Annotated in this window: 21 protein-coding genes and 1 tRNA gene; 10 read left to right on the forward strand and 12 right to left on the reverse strand. The window is 69.4% G+C overall.

The annotated features are described in order from the left end of the window. Position 1 precedes the first annotated feature (1 nt). The 5 genes from LT971_RS03405 to LT971_RS03425 form a co-directional block, all read right to left on the reverse strand. Positions 2-346 carry a ferredoxin gene (locus LT971_RS03405; protein ID WP_237005445.1) on the reverse strand — a complete coding sequence of 115 codons (345 nt, stop codon included), beginning with the start codon at positions 344-346 and terminating at the stop codon, positions 2-4. A gap of 86 nt (positions 347-432) precedes the next feature. Next, on the reverse strand, positions 433-975 hold the full coding sequence (locus LT971_RS03410; protein ID WP_237005446.1) for a peptidylprolyl isomerase: 543 nt from the start codon (positions 973-975) through the stop codon (positions 433-435). A gap of 56 nt (positions 976-1,031) precedes the next feature. Beyond that, complete coding sequence (locus LT971_RS16490) at positions 1,032-1,472, reverse strand: GNAT family N-acetyltransferase (RefSeq protein ID WP_237005447.1); 441 nt, start codon at positions 1,470-1,472, stop codon at positions 1,032-1,034. Positions 1,473-1,497: 25 nt separating this feature from the next. After that, positions 1,498-2,346 (reverse strand): winged helix-turn-helix domain-containing protein, encoded by an 849-nt coding sequence (locus LT971_RS03420; protein WP_237005448.1) that lies wholly within the window; start codon positions 2,344-2,346, stop codon positions 1,498-1,500. Between the two features lie 59 nt (positions 2,347-2,405). Beyond that, positions 2,406-3,464, reverse strand: coding sequence for an anthranilate phosphoribosyltransferase (locus tag LT971_RS03425; RefSeq protein ID WP_237005449.1), 1,059 nt, complete (start codon positions 3,462-3,464; stop codon positions 2,406-2,408). Positions 3,465-3,574: 110 nt separating this feature from the next. Between LT971_RS03425 and ahbB the strand changes: the two genes are divergently transcribed. Continuing rightward, on the forward strand, positions 3,575-4,606 hold the full coding sequence (gene ahbB / locus LT971_RS03430) for a siroheme decarboxylase subunit beta (RefSeq protein WP_237005450.1): 1,032 nt from the start codon (positions 3,575-3,577) through the stop codon (positions 4,604-4,606). Between the two features lie 48 nt (positions 4,607-4,654). Here ahbB and LT971_RS03435 read toward each other — a convergent pair whose 3' ends face one another. The 5 genes from LT971_RS03435 to LT971_RS03455 form a co-directional block, all read right to left on the reverse strand. Further along, on the reverse strand, positions 4,655-4,921 hold the full coding sequence (locus LT971_RS03435; protein ID WP_237005451.1) for a DUF8006 family protein: 267 nt from the start codon (positions 4,919-4,921) through the stop codon (positions 4,655-4,657). 30 nt (positions 4,922-4,951) lie between these two features. Then, a complete protein-coding gene (locus tag LT971_RS03440; RefSeq protein WP_237005452.1) occupies positions 4,952-5,158 on the reverse strand; it encodes a DUF7996 family protein in 207 nt (68 codons plus the stop codon). Between the two features lie 293 nt (positions 5,159-5,451). Continuing rightward, the gene (locus LT971_RS03445) at positions 5,452-5,778 is read right to left on the reverse strand and encodes a hypothetical protein (RefSeq protein ID WP_237005453.1); all 327 of its coding nucleotides are present in this window, start codon (positions 5,776-5,778) and stop codon (positions 5,452-5,454) included. A 105-nt stretch (positions 5,779-5,883) separates the two neighbouring features. Next, a tRNA-Ile gene (locus LT971_RS03450) sits at positions 5,884-5,957 on the reverse strand. 67 nt (positions 5,958-6,024) lie between these two features. Then, entirely contained in the window at positions 6,025-6,648 is a 624-nt protein-coding gene (locus LT971_RS03455; RefSeq protein WP_237005454.1) for an FxsA family protein, read from the reverse strand. Between the two features lie 119 nt (positions 6,649-6,767). Here LT971_RS03455 and LT971_RS03460 point away from each other — a divergent pair, with 119 nt between their 5' ends. The 8 genes from LT971_RS03460 (at position 6,768) to LT971_RS16495 (ending at position 14,991) form a co-directional block, all read left to right on the forward strand. Next, a complete protein-coding gene (locus LT971_RS03460) occupies positions 6,768-8,354 on the forward strand; it encodes a DUF255 domain-containing protein (protein WP_237005455.1) in 1,587 nt (528 codons plus the stop codon). A 106-nt stretch (positions 8,355-8,460) separates the two neighbouring features. After that, entirely contained in the window at positions 8,461-8,619 is a 159-nt protein-coding gene (locus LT971_RS03465) for a hypothetical protein (protein WP_237005456.1), read from the forward strand. A 7-nt stretch (positions 8,620-8,626) separates the two neighbouring features. Further along, positions 8,627-9,598, forward strand: coding sequence for a halocyanin domain-containing protein (locus LT971_RS03470; protein WP_237005457.1), 972 nt, complete (start codon positions 8,627-8,629; stop codon positions 9,596-9,598). Next, positions 9,599-11,326 (forward strand): cytochrome c oxidase subunit I, encoded by a 1,728-nt coding sequence (locus tag LT971_RS03475; RefSeq protein ID WP_237005458.1) that lies wholly within the window; start codon positions 9,599-9,601, stop codon positions 11,324-11,326. 45 nt (positions 11,327-11,371) lie between these two features. Next, the gene (gene cyoE, locus LT971_RS03480) at positions 11,372-12,421 is read left to right on the forward strand and encodes a heme o synthase (protein WP_237005459.1); all 1,050 of its coding nucleotides are present in this window, start codon (positions 11,372-11,374) and stop codon (positions 12,419-12,421) included. Next, positions 12,421-13,176, forward strand: a complete 756-nt coding sequence (locus LT971_RS03485; RefSeq protein WP_237005460.1) for a hypothetical protein — start codon at positions 12,421-12,423, stop codon at positions 13,174-13,176. Before cyoE ends, LT971_RS03485 begins: the two co-directional genes overlap by 1 nt. A 43-nt stretch (positions 13,177-13,219) precedes the next feature. Then, the gene (locus LT971_RS03490; RefSeq protein WP_237005461.1) at positions 13,220-14,020 is read left to right on the forward strand and encodes a TrmB family transcriptional regulator; all 801 of its coding nucleotides are present in this window, start codon (positions 13,220-13,222) and stop codon (positions 14,018-14,020) included. Positions 14,021-14,124: 104 nt separating this feature from the next. Then, positions 14,125-14,991, forward strand: a complete 867-nt coding sequence (locus LT971_RS16495) for a magnetosome magnetite crystal formation protein family (protein ID WP_237005462.1) — start codon at positions 14,125-14,127, stop codon at positions 14,989-14,991. Positions 14,992-15,036: 45 nt separating this feature from the next. On the opposite strand, the gene mptA is transcribed toward LT971_RS16495, so the two are convergent. Both mptA and LT971_RS03505 read right to left on the reverse strand, forming a co-directional pair. Further along, positions 15,037-15,972 carry a GTP cyclohydrolase MptA gene (gene mptA / locus LT971_RS03500; RefSeq protein WP_237005463.1) on the reverse strand — a complete coding sequence of 312 codons (936 nt, stop codon included), beginning with the start codon at positions 15,970-15,972 and terminating at the stop codon, positions 15,037-15,039. Between the two features lie 48 nt (positions 15,973-16,020). Continuing rightward, the gene (locus LT971_RS03505; protein WP_237005464.1) at positions 16,021-16,845 is read right to left on the reverse strand and encodes an NAD(+)/NADH kinase; all 825 of its coding nucleotides are present in this window, start codon (positions 16,843-16,845) and stop codon (positions 16,021-16,023) included. 122 nt (positions 16,846-16,967) lie between these two features. Between LT971_RS03505 and LT971_RS03510 the strand changes: the two genes are divergently transcribed. Next, entirely contained in the window at positions 16,968-18,392 is a 1,425-nt protein-coding gene (locus LT971_RS03510) for a KaiC domain-containing protein (protein WP_237005465.1), read from the forward strand. The last annotated feature ends 43 nt before the right edge of the window (positions 18,393-18,435 follow it).

Below are 18,435 nucleotides of genomic sequence, written 5' to 3' on the forward strand. Positions count from 1 at the left end.
ACTACCAGTCGACGGAGAGCGTGCCGTCGCCGCTGGGGTCGGGCGCGATCTCCTCGTCGGTGCGGCGGTCGACGACGTGGATGACGCCGTCGCCCTTCTTCGCGGGGCAGGCGTCGGCCGCGTCGACGTTGTGCTGGAGGTCGTCCTCGTCGAAGAAGTACGCGACGGGGTCTGCGAGGCCGGTGGAGATGTCCATCTCCCAGTTGGCGGAGACGGCGGCGCACTTGCCCGCGCCGAAGCACTTGTTCGCCTCGAAGATTATCTTGTACGGCGCTTCGTCGACGGGCGGGGCGTCGGCTTCGCCGATGTCGCTGGGGTCCAGCGCGGCGGAGTCGGCGTCGCTCATGGCACTGGGTTGGGAGCGACCGGTCTTTCGGCTTTCGGTCGGCCGGTCAAGGAGACGCGACTGCAGGAAAGACGTCCGCTACGGCGTCAGTCGTGGATCTCGATGCGGTCGATGGTGATCTCGGTGGTCGGCTTGTCGTTGGCGTCGGTCTCGACGTTGCCGATGGCTTCGACGACGTCCATGCCGTCAGTGACCTCCCCGAAGACGGCGTGGCGGCCGTCGAGGTGCGGCTGGGCGTCGAGGGTGACGAAGAACTGGCTGCCGTTCGTGTCGGGGCCGGAGTTCGCCATCGAGAGCACGCCGGGGCCGTCGTGGCCGAGGTCGTCGTGGAACTCGTCGGCGAACTCGTAGCCGGGGCCGCCGCGGCCGGTGCCGGTCGGGTCGCCGCCCTGGATCATGAAGTCCTCGATGATTCGGTGGAACGTGGCGCCCGCGTACAGCGAGTCGCCGCGAATCTCGCCGCTCTCGGGGTCCTCCCACGTGACGGTGTCCGGAGCGGGGTCGGCGTCAGCGGCGGGCTCGTGGCGCGCGAGGTTCAGGAAGTTCTCGACGGTGCGGGGCGCCCGGTCGTCGTACAGTTCGACGTCGAACGCGCCCTCGCTGGTGTGGATGGTGGCTTCGACTGTCATCGTGTCAGGACAGTCGGCGCGCCGCCGGAAAAACCCTCCCGACTCGCCGGGGGTAGTCAGCGGTGGTACACCATGTGGATGAGGTCTTCCTCTCGGCCGTCGTGTTTGACGCTCTCCCGGCTCTGCTCGAACCCGCAGCCGGCGTAGAACTCCGTCAGGCCCTCCCGGCAGGCAGCGTTCAGTCGGGGGACGTCGCCGAGCGCGTCGTGGTCGACGACCGCCGCGAGCAGTTCGTTGCCGAGCCCCTCGCCCCGGCGGGCTTCGGCGACGACGACGTCGTAGACGCTGGCGTAGTAGGCGCCGTCGGTGACGACTCTGGCGGCGGCGACGAGTTGGTCAGTCGCCGCCTCGCGGAGGCCGACGGCGACGTCCGAGCCGTCGATGGCGGCAGCTACCCGGTCCGTGTCGCGGCCCGCCCAGACGTGGTAGTCGTCGTAGAGCGCGGCGAGGTCGGCGGCGTCCTCGGGCGTGAGTTCGACGACGGAGACAGCGGTCACGTCGGCGGCGACACTCGGCGGCGACTTACCCGTTACGGCCCGGGCCGTCCACGACGTCGCCCGTGCCGTCGAGGCGGAACTCGCAGCCGCCGTCCGGGCCGGCCGCGACGTCGACTCGTGGCGGGTCCGCCGACACCAGCGTCCCCGCTCCCGGCAGACAGCAGTCGATGGCCCACACCGGCTGCTCCCGGACGTCGACGCCGGCGTCGTGGTACGCCGCCACGACTGCCGGGTGGTCGAACACGAACAGCCCCGGGTTCAGTGTGAGCTGGCGGCCACACGACTGACACACCGCCACGTAGGCCGCCTCCATCGGGACGTCGGTGGGGATGTGGGTCTCGAAGCGCCAGTCGACGCCGCCGAGACAGGCCGGGCAGGTGTCGCGGCGGGCGGCCGAGAGGTCGGTGCGCAGCGTCGCGTCGAGGACGCGCGTCGCCTCTCGCAGGCTGGCGTCTGCCAGTACGCCCGGTGGGACTGCCTCCCCGAACGCCCGGTCGTCCCCGCAGCCGACTCTGAGGACCCCGTCCTCGTAGACCGCTTCGAGGGGGTCGCCGCACCGCCCGCAGGTCTCGTCTAGCTCGACCGGACCGCGGTCTGGCGGGTCGCTGTACGCGCCGGCGAGAATCGAGCTGGCGGCCTGCTGGCCGACCGGGGAGAGCCTGTAGCCGTCGTCAGTCTCCACGACGAGGTGGCCCGTGAGCTCGCCGAGGTGGTAGTTGAACCGTCCCGAGTCGGCAACGCCGACGCGGTCCCTGAGCGTGGAGAACGGCACTGCCGAGTCACGGGGCGACTCGCGGCGGGCAGTCGCGAGCTCCCGCAGGATGCTGGCTCGCGTCTCGTCCGCGAGGAGGTCGAAGCCGTCGCCGTCTGTCATACGTTCCCGTCGATGCGACCCCACAAATCGGTTCCGCTCGGGAGCCTGCTGTCCGCCCCTCAGAACGCACAGAGATCCGCGAGGAGGTGTTCGGCGCTGCCGTCGGAGATGACGCGCTCGGCCTCGTCGATGCCGTCGTCGAGGGTGGCGACGTCGCCGCGGGCGTACATGCGCAGCGCGGCGTTCACCAGCACGGCGTCCCGGAACTGGTCGCGGCGCTCGCCGGAGAGCACGTCCAGCGTGATTTCGGCGGAGTCGGCGGCGACGTCGTCGACGTGGAGGTCCTCGGACTCGAAGTCCATCCCGTACTCGGGGGTCTCGATGGTGAAGTCCTCGAGGGCAGCGCCCTCGTCCCACTCGGCGACCGTCGTCGAGCCGGGGCGGACGTCGTCGTAGCCCTCCATCCCCTGGAACATGAGCACGCGCTCGAAGCCGGCGTGCTCGCTCTCGCGGACGGTCTCGACCATCTTCTCGGCGAACGCGAGGTGGTAGAACGACCCGAGGTGCACGTCGGCGTTCGCGGGGTTCGCGAGCGTCTCGACCGTGTTCACGAACGTCCGGACGCCCATGTTGTCCCGGCGGTCCCAGAGCGCGTCCACGACGGGGTTGAAGTTCGGCTGGTAGTAGAAGCCGAAGCCGTGCTCGTCGACCATCGCCGCTGAGTCCTCGGGTTCGAGTTCCGTTCGCACGCCGAGCTCGTCGAGGACGTGCTTGTACGAAACGTCCTTCTGGGACGGGACGCGGTCGCCGGAGTGGACGACGACCGGGGTGCCGGCGGCCGCGGCGACGAGGCCGGCGGCGACACCGAGCAGCGCGCTGCGGGCCTTCCCGTCGTAGTTCGCGCCGCAGTCCACGGGGTCGGCGTCGGGTTCGGCGGGGACGACGCTCTCCTCGTGCATGACGTCTACGAACCCCGCGAGCTCCTCGGGGTTGTTCTTCTTCCAGCGGTTCGCCAGCCAGAACGCGCCGAGGGTGGTCGGGTCCGGATGCAAGTCGAGGATTCGCTGGAACGCCTCCCGGGCCTGCCCGCGGTCCATGTCCCCGGCGGACTTCGGCCCGGACGCCACGACCTCGGTGTTCAGGCGCTTCAGCGGCCACTCGCCGTACTCGTCTGCCATGGACGGTCGTTGGGATTACACCGGGGTAAATCCACCCACTCGGTCCCGAAAACCGGTAGCCGTCCCGGAAACCGGTAGACAGTAACCCGGGGAGCCCCTATCGGCCGTCGATGGTCGCGGGTGACTGGCGCGAACGCATCGACGACACCGACGCACGCCTCATCGACGAGTACCAGAGCGGGTTCCCCGTCCGTGAACGGCCCTTCGAGGTCGTCGCCGACGACCTCGGGACGACGCCCCGAGACGTCCTCGAGCGCGTCGAGCGGCTGCGCGAGGAGGGCGTCTTCCGGCGGTTCGGCGCCGTCCTGAACCCGCCCGTCATCGGGTCCTCGACGCTCGCCGCCGTCGCGGCGCCCGAGGACCGCTTCGACGAGGTCGCCGACGTCATCAACGGCTACCGTCAGGTGAACCACAACTACGAGCGCGCCCACGACTACAACCAGTGGTTCGTCGTGACGGCGGGCAGCCGCGAGAAGCGCGACGAGATTCTCGCCGACATCGAGGACCGAACGGGCTGCGAGGTGCTGAACCTCCCGATGCTCACGGACTACTACATCGACCTCGAGTTCCCCGTCGTGAACTCCGACCGCTTCGCCCGCGAGAGTCTGGACAGCACGGCCGTGGACGCGACGAACATCAGCGAGAACGCCACCGGCGACCTCTCCGCGCTCGACGCCGACCTCCTGCTCGCGATTCAGGATGGCTTCCCGCTGTCCGCCACCCCCTACCAGGACGTCGCCGACGACATTGGCGCGGACGTGAGTGACGTGCTGGCCGCCGTCGAGCGCCTGCTCGCGGCCGGCTGCATCAAGCGCGTCGGCTGCATCGTCAACCACGTCGTCACCGGGTTCGACGCCAACTGCATGGTCGTCTGGGACGTCCCAGACGACGAACTCGACGACCGCGGCGTCGCCGTCGGCCAGCTGCCGTACGTCACGCTGTGCTACCACCGGCCGCGGCGGCCCGACCAGGACTGGCAGTACAACCTCTTCACGATGATTCACGGCCGGGAGAGCGACGCCGTCGACGAGAAGATAGACGAACTCGCCGCCGACCACCTGCCGTTCGACCACGAGCGGCTGTACAGCCAGCGCACCCTCAAACAGACCGGCGCACGCTACGACGACCTCGTCGGCGAGTAACTCCGCCGCCGCCGGCAGTGCCGCCGGCCTCGACGACTCCTGCTACCGTTACTCCTCGGCCGTGACGAACAGAATCGGCGCGACGACGACCAGCGCGATGCCGAGGAACCGGAACGTGAACGGCGAACTGCCGAGCATCGAGCCCGGGGTCATCAGGAACAGCAGGCCGAACAGGATGGAGTTGATGGAGACGACTTTCCGGCTGCCCAGCGGGAGCGTGCCGAGCACCGACCCGACGAACAGCAACGCGAGCACGTGACCGATGTGGTAGTTCGAGATGAAGTCGTCGATGATGGGCAGGGGAGTGGACAGCATCCTTTGACGAATCTCGCCGCGAAATCCCCTTTAAGGTTCCGTTCCGCCGCTCGAACCGGACAGGTCCAGGGGCCGCAGCCACGTGTACCACACCACCACGACCATCGTCGCGTACCCGCCGTACCACACCACCCGGTTCGCCAGATCGAACCCGGCCTGCCCCAGCAGGTAGCTCGCGACACCGGGGAGAATCACGCCCGCCGCGAGCACCGCGCCGAGTTTCACGCGCTCGTCCATACACTCGGTTCGGACTCTGGACGCCTGAATGTCTCGGTCCCGGCGGCCGCCGGCGTCGGGGTGTCGCCGTGGCGCCGCCGCTGGACAGCTGGCGTCGTTTCCTTCTCGAAACAGGGGTGCGCCGGGGCGGGGCGTGACAGGGGGTTCGGGTTGGGCGGGCCGAGCACCCCGGCGCTGTCAGAGACACGGGCTCCGAACGGAACCCACGCCGACCTACCCACCGCCCGATAGTCAAACCAGTCCCGGAGTTGCAGGGTCTGCGAACGCCCGCCGCGAACCCACTGCTCGGACCCTCACAGCCCGAGCTGGCGCGCCATCCACTCCTCGCCCGCCTGCCCCAGCATCTCCTCGAAGTCCCCGAACGCCGTCCGGTCCGCCACGTACTCGTCGAACTCACCCTCCGGAATCGCCGCGAACTCCGCCCGCGACGACACCGACCACTCGCTCTCCTCCACGAACGCCTCGAAACTCTCCACGTCCGTGTGCCGCTCCATGAACGACGGCGGGAACACCACCCCCAGCGCGTCGGCGCCCTCCTCGCTCAGCGCCGTCGCCCGCTCGTGGAGCTCGTCCACGACCGCGCTCACGTCCCCGTACTCCGCGTCCTCCACCGAGGTCATGGTCTAGCTCTCGCACCCAGGGGTCAAAACCGTTCGCGTAGTGTCTGACGAGAGGCTGACGCTACAGACGGAGACGGCGCTTCTCGACGTGGGTTCGGGAGAAAGTGGGTCAGTGCGGATTTGAACCGCAAGCCTCCACCTTATCAGAGTGGCGCTCTACCTAGTTGAGCTACTGACCCGCGCACTTTGGCGTAGTCCGGTGGTACAATTAAGGGTTTCCTTTCGACAGCACGACGCCGGCTTGCGTTACTGGCGGCCGTCGTCGCCGTCGCGGTCCTCGAATTCGACGTCGTAGGCGTCGTCGTCGAGGTCGACGGTGTCCTCGTCGTCGTCGGGAGCGCCGGCGGCGCCCCCGCTGGGGCTGAACGGGCCGCCACCGCTACCCGGACCGCTGCCACCGGGACCGAACGGTCCGCCCGTGGCGTCGTCGTCACCGTCTCCGCCGTTCCCGGGGAAGCCGAACGTGTAGACGTTCCCGGTGGCGAATCCACCGGTCTTCGCGTCGACCTTCGGCGTGACGTAGCGCTTGACCGCCCACCGGAACCCCGCTCGCGTGACGGGGAACACGAGCAGGAAGCCGAGCGCGTCGGTCACCAGCCCCGGCGTCAGGAGGAACGCGCCGGCCGCGATGAGCAGGCCGCCGTCGACGAGCTCGTCGGTCGGCGGCTGGCCGCGCGCCAGTGACTGCTGGAGCTTCGCGAGGGTCGCCCGGCCCTCGGCGCGCACGAACAGCGTCCCGAGCAGCGCGGTCAACACGACGAGCGCGACGGTGACCTGCCAGCCCAGCTCGCCCGCGACGAACACCAGGAAGATGGCGTCCGTCAGCGGCACCAGCAGGAGGGCGAGGAACACCCACCGGAAGCGAGGCATGCGCGGTGGTTGCCGGGCGCGCCTGATAGCCTTTCTGTTGGACGGTCTCGGACGGCTGCAGTCCCCGCTCGACTCGCCCGGTTCGAAACGGTTTCCCGGAGCGGTCGCCGAGAGGACGTATGAGCGAGTGCGACGGCGAGGACGGGGCGGCGACGCGCGTGGAGTGGCGCGAGTGGGGGCCGGAGGCGTTCGCGGAGGCCCGCGAGCGCGGCGTCCCGGTGCTGGTGTCGGTGGTGGCCGAGTGGAGCGAGTCCTGCCGGGCGATGGACGAGCGGACGTACGGCGAGCCGCGCATCGCGGCGAACGTCAACGACGACTTCGTGCCTGTGCGCGTTGACGCCGACCAGCGACCCCGGGTACGGGAGCGCTACAACATGGGTGGGTTCCCGTCGACGGTGTTCGTGACGCCCGGGGGCGAGCACATCGCGGGCGCGACGTTCCTCGAGCCGGAGGGGTTCCGGCAGGTGCTACAGCGCGTCCGGGAGACGTGGGACGAGAAGGGCGAGGACGCGGGGAGCGTGCCGCGCGCGCTGGCGGGCGGAGAGCCGCCGGCGGCGCCGCTGTCCGGCGACGTCGAGCGGCTGGTCGCGGGCCAGCTCGCCGACCAGTACGACGAGGAGCACGCCGGCTGGGGGACGAGCGAGAAGTTCCCGCTGCCGGAGACGGTGTCGTTCGCGCTGAAGCGCGACCGGGACCGTGCGCTCCGAACGCTGGACGCGATTCGCCGCCACCTCGCCGCCGACGACGGCGGCTTCTTCCGGTTCGCGCACGCCCGGGACTGGTCGGACCCGCAGGCGGAGAAGACGCTGTCCGTGAACGCGAGCCTGCTGTCGGCGTTCGCCCACGCCTACCTCCACACGGGAGCGGACGAGTACCTCGACGCCGCGACCGGCATCGTGGACTACCTGACGGGGACGCTGTGGACGGGCGAGGCGTTCGGCGCGAGCGAGACGCCGGCCGGCGACGTGGACGAGACGGCCTACGCCGACGGGAACGCGCTGGCCGCCGACGCCCTGCTCACGCTCGCCGCCTACACGGACGACGACCGCGCGAAGCGGTACGGCGAGCGCACGCTGGAGTACCTCGCCGACGAACTCGTCGCCGACGGCACCGTCCGGCACTACGCCGGCGAAGACGCACCGGTCGGCCTGCTCGCAGACCGGGCACAGGTGGTCGGTGCGTTCGCGACGGCCGCACAGGTCGTCCATCCCGCGTATCTGGAGACCGCCTGCGCGGTCGCCGACCGCGCCATCGACGACCTGCAGGACGCCACGGGCGCGTTCACCGACGGCCCCCAGACGGGGGCGGGGCTGCTCGACCAGCCGCTCCGGCCCGTCGACGACACGGCGACGATGGCGGACGCGCTCGTGGACCTCCACCACCTCGCGGGCGACGACCGCTACCTCGACGCCGCCCGGGACGCCGTGTCTGCGTTCGCTGGCGCCGCCGAACGGATGGGCGTGCAGGTCGCGGGCTACGCGACCGCTGCCGCCCGCGTGACCGACCAGCCGCTCGTGATTCGGGTGGCCGCCGACGCGGGCAGCGACCTCCACCGGGCCGCGCTCCGCATGGCCGACCACGAGAAGGTCGTCGCCGTCGATGCCGACGGCGAGCCGGGGACGGCGTGGCTCGACACCGGGGACGGCGTCACCGAGACTGTCGATTCGCCCGGTGCGCTCGCCGACCTGGTCGCGGAGACGCACTGAACGCGCTGGCCGCCACCGCCGGCGCGACGGCCTTCCCAGCGTCTGGGAACACGGTCGAAAGCGTTCGGGAGTAGGTAGAGGGACCTGCTGTCGAGACCTTTACCGTATGTCGGCAGAGGCAGCGACAGACACAGGAGACGACGAACCGTGGCCCCAGCGCCTGCTGGACAACATCTGGTTGCTGGCGCTGGCCGCGATCATCTACTTCGTGGTGTCGTACATCGTGTGGGGAATGGTCGACCTGGCGACGATTCCCCCGGGGTGATTCAGTCATGAGCTCGCCACTCGACGACCCCGACGGCAACTGGTGGGACAGGCAGGTCAACCGCCGTGAGACCATCTGGCTCGGGCTCTCGGCCGGCTGGGCGGTCAGCCTCTTTGGCTGGATGCTCGGCTGGACGGAGTTCGGCGACCAGAACAACATCGGGGAGACCTACGAGATCAGTCCCGAGCGCTTCCAGGAGAAGGTCTCGACGTTCAAGGAAAACGCCGGCACGCTCACCGTAGACGACGAGGAGTACCTCGTCCCGGACGGCGAGGACATCTACATCGGCGCGTTCCAGTGGGGCTTCGACGGCCTCCCCGTCGTGGTTCGGCCTAACAAGGAGTACAAGGTCCACCTCGGGACGTACGACGTCCAGCACGGCTTCAGCGCGCGCAACGAGTCGAACCTCAGTCAGCAGATCTCTCTCCAGATGATCCCCGGCTACGAGTGGGTCTTGGAGATGTCCTGGGACGACACCGGCACCTACCAGGTGATCTGCAACGAGTTCTGCGGGAACGGTCACCGGTCGATGCACGGGAAGTACCTCGTGCGCGACCACGAGGAGGTCGAGACGGGCCCCGACGCCGGTGGCGGCCAGGAAGAATCCGGCCCGTACGGCGGCTGGCTCACGTCCGACAACAACGGTGGCACCGCCGACAACTTCGACGATGTCGTCGACGAGACCGGCTCGTCGTCGGTCACAGTCGAGGTCGGCGCGGAGGGCAACGGCGGTCCGTTCGCCAACACGCCCGCCGCGGTCAAGGTCGAGCAGGGAACCACGGTCAGCTTCGAATGGGTCTCTAACGGCCACAACGTCGTGCTCGAGGACGCCCCCGACGGTAGCGACTGGAGCGGGGTCGAGGCCCTCAAGAACGAGGGGTACAGCCACGAACACACGTTCGAGACGACCGGCGTCTACAAGTACTACTGTGACCCCCACCTGCAGATGGGGATGAAGGGCGTCGTGGAGGTGGTCTAGATGTTCGGAATTAGTCCCTACGAGTACGACGACGACGGCTTCCGTGACTGTAGCGTTACCGGCCTCCGCATCCACAGATCCGCGGAGGACATGGTGAAACTGTACGGCCTGACGGCCATCGTCGCGCTCGTCGTCGGCGGCATCTTCGCCATCGCAGTGGCGATGACCCGCTGGGAGCTCGTCGGCATGCTCGACCCCGGCCAGTTCTACACGTACCTGAGCATGCACGCCTGGAACCTCCTCATCTTCTGGATGGTGTTCATGGAGATCGCCATCCTCTACGTCGGCGGGCCGTTCGTGCTCGGGCGGCGGCTGTCGCTGCCGTCGCTGGCGAAGGTCGGCTACGGCCTGATGCTCGTCGGCGCCGTCGGCGTCAACGTCGCCATCTTCCTCACCAAGTCGCCGGACAACGCGCCGCTGCTCACGTCGTACGTGCCGCTGCCGTCGTCCTGGCAGTTCTACCTGTTCGCCATCGTGTTCCTGCTGGGTGCGGTCGTCGCAGCGCTCCCGTTCTTCGCGACCATCTGGTGGGAGCGCCAGGAGAACCCCGGGAAGACGCTGCCGCTGGTCGCGTTCGGCGCGTTCGTCACCTCCATCATCGCGCTGGAGGCACTGCTCGGCGGCCTCATCACGTACGTCCCGACGCTCGCCTGGCGGATTGGGGTCCTCGAGAGTCTCGACCCCGTCTGGTACCGCCAGATGTACTGGATCGTCGGCCACGGCACCCAGCAGATCAACCTCGTGGCGATGATCGTCATCTGGTACTTCCTCACGCACGTACTCGGAGGCGCGGAGGTCGCCTCCCAGAAGGTCTCGCGCATCGCGTTCGTGATGTACCTCTTCTTCATCAACCTCGGTGCAGCACACCACCTGATGTCCGACCCCGCAGTCTCCGCGGGCTGGCGGCTCTGGAACACCTCCTACTCCGCGTACGGTGCGGTTATCGCGTCGATGATCCACGCGTTCGCCATCCCCGCCGGCCTCGAAGCGGGCCGCCGCGCGAAGGGCAAGGGCGGCGGGCTCTTCGGCTGGCTGTGGTCGAGCCCGTGGCGTGACCCCGGGTACTCGGCGACAATCCTCTCTATCATCCTGTTCGGGTTCCTCGGCGGCATCACGGGCGTCATGATGGGGCAGATGCAGCTCAACATGACCTGGCACAACACGCTCGCCACGGTCGGGCACTTCCACGCGACGGTCGTCCTCGGGACGACGGTCGCCTTCATGGGACTCGCCTACTACGTGCTCCGCCTCGTGTTCGGTCGCGAGTGGGTCCTGAAGCCGCTGGCGAGGATACAGCCGTTCTTCTACAGCGGGACGATGGCGCTGGTCACGCTCATGATGATGTACCTCGGTCTGCTGTTCAGCGTGCCGCGACGTCACCCGTCGGTGATGGACATCCCCGGCACGGAGTTCAGCTTCGAGGCCGCGGCACCGTTCTTCGCGGTGTTCGGCATCGCCGCGTTGCTCGCTATCGTCGGCGGTGCGATGTTCGTGGTCGTCGCCGTCGGTACCCTGCTGTTCGGTGACGAGTTCGACGCGGCCACTGCGAAGATTGGCGACGTCGGACGGCTCGCTGCCGCAGACGGCGGCGACGAAGACCACGAGCCGGTGCACGAGCAGAGCATGCGTGGCACGTTCGTGCTCACGCTCGTGTTCCTCGCGACGTTCGTCGTACTCACCGCGCTCAACTGGTACCTGCTGTCGAACACCTGGCAGATCGGTCCCTGACCGGGGCCGACGCCGACGCCACTACCACCACCAAACTCTCACGACATGTACTCCCAACTGCCCCGGCACCTCTGGTCGCTGGTCAAACCCCGCATCGTCGCGTTGCTGTGCGTGACGGGCGTGTTCGCCGTGTACGCTGCCGGCGGCGCGTCGGCCGCCACCGTCGCGTCGTTCGTCGCGGCTGGCGCGCTCGTCGCGGCCGCGTCGGCGGCGTACAACTGCTGGTACGACCGCGAACTCGACCGCCACATGGACCGCACCGCCGACCGCCCGCTGCCCAGCGGCGACCTCGACCACCGGGTGGCGTTCGCGTTCGCCACCGCGTTGCTCGTCGCGGGGACGGCAGTCGGGATCGCGTGGCTGCCGGTGGAGACGGTCGGCTACATGCTCGCGGGCGTCGCGTCGTACGTCCTCGTCTACACCGTCGGCCTGAAGCGCCGGCACTGGCTGGGCGTCGTGCTCGGCGGGTCCGCCGGGTCGTTCCCCGTGCTCGCCGGCTGGACGGCCGTCCGGCCGCTCTCGACGGAGGCGCTCGTGCTGGCTGCGGTCGTCTTCGTCTGGACGCCCGCTCACGCGTGGGCGCTGGCACACGTCTACCGCGAGGACTTCACCGCCGCCGGGATTCCGACGCTTCCCGTCGTCGCGTCGGCCCGCCGCGTCCGGCGCGCGGTCTGGTACTCGGCGGTCGGCACGCTCGTCGTCGCGGCCGCCGCGGTGCCGTTCGCGCCCGCACCCTACGCGACCGTACTCACCGTCGGCGGCGTCCTCTTCCTGGCTGGCTTCCGCCAGTACCACCGCGAGGGCACCGACGCCGCCGCTGTCCGGGCGTTCTTCACGTCGAACACGTTCCTCGCCATGCTGTTCGTCGCGTGGGGCGTCGGCGGCGCCACGGGCGGCGTCGGCCCGGTCGGCCAGCTCGCTGCCGCCGGGGGGACCGCCGCGATGTTCGCGTGGCTGTGGACGGCCCGGCCCGCACTCGACGGCGTCGAGAGCGCGCCCCCAGTGGAGTATCACTGGGTGACCGCTCGCGTCGGGCGGCTGGCGGAATACGTTCGGGACAACGCACACTCCCCGCGACCGAGTAAGTCAGACTGATGACCGACGAGTCCTCCGCAGGCGCACCGTCGGACGCGTCCGGCGGCAGCAGCGTCGCGTTCTCCCCTGTCGCCGTCGTCTCGAACGCGTGGTCGGGCCTGAAGACGGTCTACTGGGCGAACTCGCCGAGCTGGCGCGTGATGAAGTCGGGCGCGCTGCTGTTCCTCGGGTTCTTCCTGTGGGCGGGCTCGAACATCCTGCACTCGTACAACACCGGGATGGACCTGCTGTACTACCCGATGGCGTACGGCTTCCTCCTGATCGGGTACGGGCCGATACACCACCTCGTCGTCATTCCGCTGGCGGTGCGTTGGCGGCGCAGCGGCGACGGGACCAAGCGGACGCTGGGCCGCCGCGGGCCGAACGCGATGCTCGCGGTGTTCCTCGTGGCGGTGCTCGTCCTCGGGGCGTTCCCGGCGGGCGCGATGACCGTCGACTTCGGGAGCGGCGGTGGCGACGGCCCCGCCGACATCGACCCCGAGCTGTCCTGCGTGAAGACCACCACCACGGGCGACCAGGTCAGCGTCGACTGCGAACTGGAGGCCGTCGACGGCGTCGGACGCATCGTCGTCGAGAGTGGCGGCGAGACCATCAGGACGGTCGAAGACCCGCCCTACGAGTTCACCCTCCGGGACGACGACATCGGGTCCGTGATGGGCGAAGAGCAATTCACGGTCCGCCTCGAGGACGACGAGGGACACTTCGTCCGGCGGTACACGCGCCGCCTCGCCGTCGTTCCCGAGGCGGAGGAGTAAACTGTCGGAGCGTTTTTCACCGTGCGTGACGAACGGCGAGGAGATGGCTGACCTGAGGGACATCGGGCTCTCGGAGTACGAAGCGAAAGCCTACCGCGCGCTGCTCCGGACCGGCCCGGCAACCGCCAAGGAGTTGTCAGAGGAGAGCGGTGTGCCGATGGGTCGCGTCTACGACGTGCTCGGCAGCATCGAGTCACAGCACCTCGTCCGCAGTCAGGCCGCCAGCCGGCCGAAGAAGTACGTCGCCGTCGAACCCGAGACGGCCCTCGACCGGCTGCTGGAGGACCGCAAGCGTGAACTCCGCGAGAAAGCCGACCAGTACGAGACGGTCGTCGACGACCTCACGCGCGAACTCGACGAGCCGAAAGCCCCCGAGGACGGCTTCTGGACGGCCGCAGTCGGCCCCGACGCCGCCCTCGACCTCCTGCTGGAGCGCATCGACGCCGCCAGCGACAGCGTCGTCCTCGTCTCCGGTACGCCCGCTTCCGGCTGGGAGCTGGACGACGTCAGCGGTCGCGTCTTCGGCCGCCTCGAGGCCGCCGTCGACCGAGGTGTCGACGTCTCCGTGCTGCTCTCCGAGGACCTCGCGCGGTCGATTCCCGACGAGGTCAACGAGCGGTACGCCGAAGTGCTCGCCGACGAACCCGACTACGAGGTGCGGGTCGGCGAGAGCATCGACGGCAACGTCACTATCGTCGACGGCGCCGAGGTGTGTCTGGAGGTCTCGAACCCCGTCCAGCCCGGCGAAGCGTTCGCCACCATCGACCTGCAGGACACCCAGTTCGCCACCGACGTCCACGCCGCCTTCGAGGAGAGCTGGACGGACGCTACGACGCTCGGGTAGCGGCCCGGCGAGCCGCGCGCTCCGCGGGCCGCAGTGCGCCGCCGGAAAAAACCGCTCCCAGTCGTGAACGAACATTCATACGTCGACGGTGTGGACGTTCCACCGTGCGTTCGAGTCGCTCCCTGTTCGTGGTCGCTGTCGTCACGCTGGTCTCGCTGGTCCTGGGCGTGATTGGTGGGCGCTGGCTGACCGACGTCGCCGCTGCGGGCCCGCTCGCGCTCTTCGGTTTCGCCCTCTTCGCCGTCCTGCAGACGCTCCTCGTGCCGGTGTTCTTCGCGGCGCTGTACGTGGACATCGGCGTCGTGCGCGCCAGCCCAGCGCCGTGGTCGCCGAACCGCTGGCTCTGGGTCGCTGGCGGCGCACTCGCGGCAGTGGCCGCCTACGCCACGGCGAGCAACACCGTCGTCGTTGTCGTCCCGGTCGGCCTCGCGTACCTCGGCCGGCGCTTCTCCGCCGCGACGGGCGCGGACACCACCCCGAAGCCGCCGGAGCCGTCGACCGACAACGACCACGCCGGCGGCCGCTCGGTCGCCGGCGTCCTGGTCCACGTGCTCGCACTCGCGGCCGCCGCCGCCGCGTTCGCGCTCACCAGCGACGTGAGTGTGACGCTACTGGCGTTCGGCGGCGTCGCAGCCGTCGTGCTCGTGGCCAGCGACGACTCGTTCACGCGAGCGAACGCTCGGAACGCCGCGAACTGGTCGCTGTCGGTACTCGCGCTCGCGACGGTTTCGCTCGTCCCAACCGGCCTGTACGCCATGGACGGCCAGTTCTACGGGTACACTGTCACCGGGCCACTCCTCCCCCCGACTCTCGACACGCTCGTCAGGTCCGGAACCACTGCGCTCGTCGTCGTGACTCTGGTCGCGCTCGTCGCGACCGTTGCCTTCGCGGCGTTCGCCGCGTGGCAAGCGGCGATGGGAACGCCGTGGTCGTACCCGTTGGCGCCCTCGCTCGTCGAACGGTTCACCTGACGGCCGCGGCGCAGCGGAACGCCGACTGCCAGCAGATTCGCGGCGTCACTCGCCGCCGTCGACTTCCTCGCGGAGCTGCCCGAACTCGGCGACGCGCTCGGCGTGAGCGTTGTGCTGGTGGATGGACTCGTCGTTGGACTGCTTCATCGTCACCACCGCGTCCTCGGGCAGGTGGTCGAACTCGTCGACGACGCCCCGGGCCATCGACCGCACGCAGTCCTCGACGAACTTCGCGTTCGCGTGCGACTGGTAGGTCATGTGGTCCTCGTCGGGGCGCTTGGCGGTGTTGTAGATGCGCGCGCTCATCGAGTCCCGCGCGACGTCCACGAGGTCCATCAGGTCGACCTCCGGGTCGCCGGCGGCCTCGACGGTGAGCGTGGCGTGCCCCCGCTGGCTGTGCCCGGCCTGCGGGACGTCCTTGAGGAACTCCCGGACGGCGTTCTCGCCGACGCCGAGCTCGGCGAGCTTCTGGCGTGCGGTCTCGCTCATCATCTGCTGGCTGCACGGACACACCGTCATGCCGACGACGCGCGCGCCGATCTCCTCGCGGGTCGGCTCGTCGGCCCGGGCCGTCGCGGACGCGATGATGTCGACGGTCGCCTGCGTCGGGAGGTCAGACGCCGGCGTCTCCTCTCGGACCATCAGCTCGGCCTCCATCTCGACGGTCGCCGTCGACGTGTAGTCGTGCTTCTCCAGGAGCCGCTCGGCGACCGTCCCGCACATCTCCTCGACGCGGTAGACGGGGTCGCTGACGGCGTCCTCGAGGGTCTCGTCGATGACCTGCATGTTCCGGCTCATGTCGATGCCCTTCCGGCCGCGGGGCAGGTCGACGTACACCTCGAACTCCGCCATCAACGCGATGGGGCGGTCGTCCTCGCGGGCGATTTTCACGAGCTTCTCGACGCCCGTCACGCCGACCTGACTCAGGCCGACCGAGACCTCGGGTTCGGAGGCCTGCACGTCCGGTAGCTGCTGGCTCATTGCACCTTCCTTGGGGGGGAAGCTCAATACGACTTTCCGTTCCGGCACTCACTCCAGTTTCCCGAGCGCCTGGAAGAAATCGGCGTCTGGGCCCGCGACTCGCCCGGGATCGTCGGCTCTCTCGACGGTCACGACCGACGGCGTCTCCACGCGCTCCGTCCGGCCGCCGTCGCTGGCCACGACCACCTCGTCGGGACCGTCCACGCGCACGGTCACCTCGCTGTCCAGACCGACCGCCAGCGGCGGCATCGCCTCCGACGCGCACATGCCCGTGACCACCAGCGCGTCCACGCCCGGGTGCACGAGCGGCCCGCCCTCGCTGAGGTTGTACGCCGTGCTGCCGGTCGGCGTCGCCACCAGCACGCCATCGGCGTGCGTCGCCCCGTACAGCGACCCGTCTACGCGGACCTCCACGTCGACGCCGTGGCCGTGGCCGCGCTGGTCGCCCAGCACAGCCACCTCGTTGAGCGCGGGCGTCGCCGACCAGCCGTCGCCGGACGCCACCACGCGGGGTACCTCCCGGTACCGGACGTCGCCGGTCTCCCGGAACCGCTGGACCTCCCGGGAGACCACGTCGACGACGTCCTCGGGGGCGACCGCGTTCAGGAACCCGACCTCGCCGAGGTTCACGCCGAGCACGGGTGTCGACCCGGCACCCCGCGCGGCGAACAGGAAGGTGCCGTCGCCACCGATAGACACCACGAGGTCGCAGGCCGAGAAGGCCGCGACGTCACGTCCCGCGACGTCCAGCTCTCCGGCAGTCGCCGCGTCCAGCCACACCTCGACGTCCATCTCCGTCAACTCCTCGCGGACGTCCCCCGCGAGGTAGGCCGCGCGGGAGTTCCCGCGCTGCGCGACGATGCCGACTCGCATATCTCCCACTCGAACGCCGGCGCTTGAAAAACCCGCGGGCGGCGGAAACTACTTTTCGCTGCCCACCCTCGGCCGGGGTATGGAGCCGACGGCGCGTGTCGCCGCGGCCCGGGGGCGGCACCGTGGCTGACGACGACGGAGAGGGCGACGACGACTGGTTCGAGGCGGCGTTCGAGGACGAAGCTGACGCCGCCGACAGCGACTCGGCCGACGGCACGGACAGCGACTCGGCTGGCCGTCCAGCGGAAGCCGACGCAGACCCCGACGAGACGCCAGCAGAACCGGACGGAGAGCCGTCGAGCGAACCGTTCCCGGACGGGGAGACGGCCGAAAGGGGCCCAGGCTCGGACGGCGCTGCCGAGCCGGTCGGGAGCGCCAGCGCGGCCGAACTCGACGACGCTGCCGACTCACCAGCGGCGGAACCGACCGACGGCCCGCCGGCCGACGCCGACACCGACGCGGACGACTTCGCCGACGCGTTCGGTGCAGACGACGGCGACACTCCGGACTCGTCCGATGCGGGTGGCGGTGACACGCCGGCCCCTTCCGGCTCGGACGACGGGGACGGGAGCCCTGACGACTTCGCGGACGCGTTCGACGCCGGTGGCGACGACGGTGGCGGTGGTGGCGACGGCGACGACGACGAACTGTTCGAGGACGACTTCGCCGACGCGTTCGCGGGCGCCAGCGGCGGCGGCAGTGGTGGCGGTGGCAGCGCGCCACAGATGCCGGGCGGTGGTGGCGGTGGTAGTGGTGGTGGCGGCGAGGGAACGTTCGGATTCGACCTCGAGGACGGCGCGGGCACCGGCGACGCCGGCGACGACTTCGAAGAGGAAGACTTCGAGTCGGACATCCCCCGCATCGACGTCGGCATCGAGGGCCTCGACGAGATGATTCAGGGCGGCGTCCCCGAGCGCTCCCTGATGGTCGCCGTCGGCGAAGCCGGCACCGGGAAGACCACCTTCGGCCTCCAGTTCCTCCACGAAGCCATCCAGAACGGCGAACGAGCGGTCTTCATCACACTCGAGGAGTCCCGCGAACGCGTCGTCCAGAGCGCCGACGAGAAGGGCTGGAACTTCTCCGAGCACGCCGCCAACGGCGACCTCGCCGTCGTCGACATCGACCCCATCGAGATGGCGAACTCGCTGACGAGCATCCGGAACGAGCTCCCGCGACTCGTCGAGGACTTCGGCGCCAGCCGGCTCGTCCTCGACTCCGTCTCGCTGCTGGAGATGATGTACGACGACCAGTCGACGCGCCGCACTGAAATCTACGACTTCACCAAAGCGCTGAAGGAAGCCGGCGTCACCACGATGCTCACCAGCGAAGCCAGCGAGGACAACGCCTTCGCCTCCCGATACGGCGTCATCGAGTACCTCACGGACGCCGTCGTCGTCCTCCGGTACATCCGCCCCGAGGACTTCCGGGAGACCCGGCTCGCCGTCGAGATTCAGAAGATACGCGACGCCAACCACTCCCGCGAGACCAAGCCCTACGAGATCACCCACGAGGGCATCAGCGTCTACCGGCAAGCGAACATCTTCTAGACGTACCTTTTGCTGCGCTCACTCGGGTGCTGACGCACCCTCG

This window comes from Halobacterium rubrum, from assembly GCF_021729015.1.
GTDB classification, from domain to species: domain Archaea; phylum Halobacteriota; class Halobacteria; order Halobacteriales; family Halobacteriaceae; genus Halobacterium; species Halobacterium rubrum.

Bases quoted from the DNA above. Each gene is read 5' to 3' on its own strand.
- LT971_RS03405 (WP_237005445.1), bottom strand. From the start codon at position 346: ATGAGCGACGCCGACTCCGCCGCGCTGGACCCCAGCGACATCGGCGAA.
- LT971_RS03410 (WP_237005446.1), bottom strand. From the start codon at position 975: ATGACAGTCGAAGCCACCATCCACACCAGCGAGGGCGCGTTCGACGTC.
- LT971_RS03420 (WP_237005448.1), bottom strand. From the start codon at position 2,346: ATGACAGACGGCGACGGCTTCGACCTCCTCGCGGACGAGACGCGAGCC.
- LT971_RS03425 (WP_237005449.1), bottom strand. From the start codon at position 3,464: ATGGCAGACGAGTACGGCGAGTGGCCGCTGAAGCGCCTGAACACCGAG.
- ahbB (WP_237005450.1), top strand. From the start codon at position 3,575: ATGGTCGCGGGTGACTGGCGCGAACGCATCGACGACACCGACGCACGC.
- LT971_RS03435 (WP_237005451.1), bottom strand. From the start codon at position 4,921: ATGCTGTCCACTCCCCTGCCCATCATCGACGACTTCATCTCGAACTAC.
- LT971_RS03440 (WP_237005452.1), bottom strand. From the start codon at position 5,158: ATGGACGAGCGCGTGAAACTCGGCGCGGTGCTCGCGGCGGGCGTGATT.
- LT971_RS03445 (WP_237005453.1), bottom strand. From the start codon at position 5,778: ATGACCTCGGTGGAGGACGCGGAGTACGGGGACGTGAGCGCGGTCGTG.
- LT971_RS03455 (WP_237005454.1), bottom strand. From the start codon at position 6,648: ATGCCTCGCTTCCGGTGGGTGTTCCTCGCCCTCCTGCTGGTGCCGCTG.
- LT971_RS03460 (WP_237005455.1), top strand. From the start codon at position 6,768: ATGAGCGAGTGCGACGGCGAGGACGGGGCGGCGACGCGCGTGGAGTGG.
- LT971_RS03465 (WP_237005456.1), top strand. From the start codon at position 8,461: ATGTCGGCAGAGGCAGCGACAGACACAGGAGACGACGAACCGTGGCCC.
- LT971_RS03470 (WP_237005457.1), top strand. From the start codon at position 8,627: ATGAGCTCGCCACTCGACGACCCCGACGGCAACTGGTGGGACAGGCAG.
- LT971_RS03475 (WP_237005458.1), top strand. From the start codon at position 9,599: ATGTTCGGAATTAGTCCCTACGAGTACGACGACGACGGCTTCCGTGAC.
- cyoE (WP_237005459.1), top strand. From the start codon at position 11,372: ATGTACTCCCAACTGCCCCGGCACCTCTGGTCGCTGGTCAAACCCCGC.
- LT971_RS03485 (WP_237005460.1), top strand. From the start codon at position 12,421: ATGACCGACGAGTCCTCCGCAGGCGCACCGTCGGACGCGTCCGGCGGC.
- LT971_RS03490 (WP_237005461.1), top strand. From the start codon at position 13,220: ATGGCTGACCTGAGGGACATCGGGCTCTCGGAGTACGAAGCGAAAGCC.
- mptA (WP_237005463.1), bottom strand. From the start codon at position 15,972: ATGAGCCAGCAGCTACCGGACGTGCAGGCCTCCGAACCCGAGGTCTCG.
- LT971_RS03505 (WP_237005464.1), bottom strand. From the start codon at position 16,845: ATGCGAGTCGGCATCGTCGCGCAGCGCGGGAACTCCCGCGCGGCCTAC.